3 protein-coding genes are annotated in these 3270 nt (G+C 56.8%); 2 read left to right on the top strand and 1 reads right to left on the bottom strand.

What is annotated here, in order from left to right; genetic code table 11:
- Nucleotides 1–208 precede the first annotated feature (208 nt).
- Together ACJ4V0_RS21370 and ACJ4V0_RS21365 are read left to right on the top strand one after the other, a co-directional pair.
- Nucleotides 209–1093, top strand: coding sequence for an SMODS domain-containing nucleotidyltransferase (locus tag ACJ4V0_RS21370; RefSeq protein WP_448301626.1), 885 nt, complete (start codon nt 209–211; stop codon nt 1091–1093).
- Nucleotides 1017–1700, top strand: coding sequence for an SLATT domain-containing protein (locus ACJ4V0_RS21365; protein WP_448301625.1), 684 nt, complete (start codon nt 1017–1019; stop codon nt 1698–1700). The genes ACJ4V0_RS21370 and ACJ4V0_RS21365 overlap by 77 nt, the downstream gene beginning before the upstream one ends.
- Nucleotides 1701–2057: 357 nt before the next feature.
- On the opposite strand, the gene ACJ4V0_RS21360 is transcribed toward ACJ4V0_RS21365, so the two are convergent.
- Nucleotides 2058–3270, bottom strand: a 1213-nt coding sequence (locus tag ACJ4V0_RS21360; protein ID WP_448301624.1) for a restriction endonuclease, incomplete at its 5' end; no start/stop codon positions are given.

Below are 3270 nucleotides of genomic sequence, written 5' to 3'. Positions count from 1 at the left end.
GCGCCGGCCTCCTGCTCCTTCAGCATCCCGATGATCTGTTCTTCCGTGAACCGCGAGGGTCGCATCGTCCGTCTCCATGGTCGACGGACTCTACCCAAATCTGGAGGAGGTTCAGGGGCTCAGGTCACTGGGGAAAGCAGGGTGCGGCATCTTTCTACCGAGGGGCGAATGCACATATAGTACGAGCAAGGCTATAGGAGGGGGGAGAATGGGCGTCGGAGAAGATTTTGCGGCCTTTTACGAGCAGGCAGTTATTCCAGCAGATAAAATTTCATCGATTTCGTACCGCTATAAGCGGATCACCAAACAGCTTAACAAAGACTTTTGGTCAACGGATTCCGAGACGGCCCACAGCCTCTATGTGGGTTCATATGGTCGGGATACCGCCGCGCGGGGCCTAAGCGACCTCGATATGGCGTTTCTCCTGCCGGCTACCCTCTACCATCAATACAACGCTTACACCTCAAATGGGCAGTCTGCCCTGCTTCAGGCGGTCAAGAACTCGATCCGCAACACTTACAAAACGTCCGACTCATTCGGCGACGGGCAGGTTGTCGTCATTGGGTTTGATGATGGTGTTACATTCGAGGTTCTCCCTGTTTTCGATAACACCAGTGGAACGTGGACTTATCCCAACGCAAACGGGGGCGGCAGCTGGAAGGCCTGCAACCCCCGCGCCGAAATTGCTGCGGTTCAAAAGCGCCACGATGATACAAACAGCAATCTCAAAAAGGTTTGCCGGATGCTGCGCATCTGGCGCGACTATTGCGACGTGCCAATGTCGGGGATGCTCATAGATACCCTTGCGTATCAGTTCATTGAAAGCTGGATGTACCGCGACAAGGGATTTCTATATTATGATTTTTTCTTTCGCGATTTCTTTGACTTCCTATCGAAGCAAGACCAGAATCAGCAGATGTGGCGAGCGCCCGGCAGCGGCTCAGCGGTTAGCCGGAAGGGGGTGTTCGAGCACAAGGCTCGCAGCGCTCATCTGAGGGCGTTGGAGGCGATTGTAGATGCTACCAACGGTCATGGATGGAAAAGTCGGCAAAAATGGAGGGAAGTTTTTGGAACCGCCTATCCCGCCAGTTGACGCGCGATACGACCTGGAATCGCAGCTCCGCGATTGCTATGGGCGGGTTGCCTACAGCCACAAGACCCACGAAAAAATGGCTGAGCGCGATGCAAGCCGTCTTCGGCGGAGCAAGTGGGCCACTATCATTTTGTCTGCGCTTACGACCGGTGGCGCGGTCGGCGTCTTTTTCGATAAGACGTCGTTGGTTGCCTCTATAGCGACGGCCCTTCTGGCGACGGCATCGCTTATCTTCAACAGCTATATGAAAGACCTCGACCCGGGCGCCTCAGCTCAGAAGCATCGGGAGATCGCATCCAAACTTTGGAACGTGCGCGAGGCGTATCTGAGCCTCCTGACGGACATTCGCGACAGAGCTGTGACGCTCGAAGCGTTGCGCAAGCGCCGCGACCAAGTGCAGGGTGAGCTGCGGAAGATCTACACGTCGGCTCCGCACACTGATGCCAAGGCCTATGGTGAAGCCCAAGACGCGCTGAAGAAGAACGAAGACCTAACTTTTTCCGAGGCGGAGTTAGACCATCTTCTGCCCCCAGCACTGCAACGGGGCCAGCGCCAAACTCTGGAGGTCAAGGACGCTGACAAAACCCACCGGGGAGTAGCGGTTTGAGTAAGGCCGATCAGTTCCGGAACATTCAGCAGCTCGAAAGCGACATCAGGTCGGTCGAAGGAATCGTAGTCGGCCTACGGGGGGAGCCGGGGCGGATGTATCCGCCTTATCCCCAAAAACGGCCCTCGCCGGGCAATATGATGGGGCGAGATTGGGTAATGCAATTCGAGCGGCTCTACCCCGAGATTGATTTAGAGTTCCCCGCGGAGCACCTGCGCCTAGCTGATCTCCGGCGGCGCATGATGACCTATTAGGTACGACGTTTCTCGCCGTTACGGTCATTCATCTTTACAAATATTTTGGGGAGCCGGCCGACGACTAGAAGTGGGGCGCCACATCGGCTGCATTACAGGGCGATCAGGCAGCGTGGCGCCCAACGATATCCATCAGCTTCTCATAGCTGTCGACGATATCATATTTGATCTGCTCTTCAGTGACGCGTTGTCCAATCTCCTCGAAGAATTTCCGAGCGCACTTGATCTTCGTGTTCTCGATGTCGCGAAGCTTCATTGACGACATGGTGCCCTTTGTTTCCGCCACGAAGTAGATGTGCTTGACGCTGCCTTCTTTGAAGGAGATGGCCCAGTCGGGATTGTAGTCGCCCACCGGCGTCGGAATCAGGAACCCGCGCGGGAGCTTGGCGTAGACGACCACCTCGCTGCTCGAATCCAGCTGGTCCGCAAACTTCCGCTCGATATCCGAGTCCGCGATGACGTAGTCGTAGACATGGTGTTTGAGCTTCTGCGTGGCTCTGGAGAAATCCTGTCCGGCCTGACCTGCCGTGAAGATGTCGACGTCATAGCGTTCAGCCAGCCCGTCATAGGCCAGCCGCTCGATCACCATGGTCGCCTTCTGCTCGGTGATGATCCGGGAGGCCTCGGCAATGAAATGCTCGGGGTTCTCCTTGAATTGGCCGAACACGCTGGCCTGGATGCCGGTGAGGATACTCGCTGCCGTTCTACGGGTAATGTCCGTGTTTTCTGCGATTTTTCCAAGCAGGTCGTACTTCACAAGGGAATGCACCGATCCGCCGCGTTCGGTCGTCGAACGGGTGAGCGTAAAGCCGTCACCGGCCCGGAGCTGATCGTCGGTCAATTCCTCATCCTGGATGCCGGTCTGCACCGTGTATTGGAGGGGGGTAACCCTCAGCTGGCTGTCGAGCGCGCTCACGCACTTGCGGACTAGCTCGTCGGAATCGAACTCGACCCGATAGACCGCCTTCTGGTTGATGCGCCGCCACAGCTCCTGGAACTCTTTCTTCTGGAAATTGTCGTTGAGGGGATTGGTCTTGGGTTTCCGCCCGTCCTCAACACGCGGCAACTGTGCCTCACTGAACACGCTGTCGATCAGCTGGAATATCTGGTCGGCATGCGGCTTCAGCTCGTCCGGCAAAGCCGCCAGAGAACCTGCCGCCTTCGCCTGGTGGTAGGCGGGCGCGATCTGGTTGTGAAATCGCGTGCAAGAACCACCCCCTGCTGGGCTGGTTTCGCGTCCAATAACCACCCCTGCTGAGGCCATAGCGCACGATCCTTTCCGTTTTCGGGAAGGGTCCAGGGATGACGGGTGTGGA

The sequence above is a fragment of the Phreatobacter aquiterrae genome (genome assembly GCF_053471285.1).
Note: the sequence above shows the minus strand (reverse complement) of the source record. Positions and strands in the feature narration are given on the sequence as shown.

Excerpts from the sequence above, each read along its gene's own strand:
- ACJ4V0_RS21370 (WP_448301626.1), top strand. The coding sequence starts at position 209 with ATGGGCGTCGGAGAAGATTTTGCGGCCTTTTACGAGCAGGCAGTTATT.
- ACJ4V0_RS21365 (WP_448301625.1), top strand. The coding sequence starts at position 1,017 with ATGCTACCAACGGTCATGGATGGAAAAGTCGGCAAAAATGGAGGGAAG.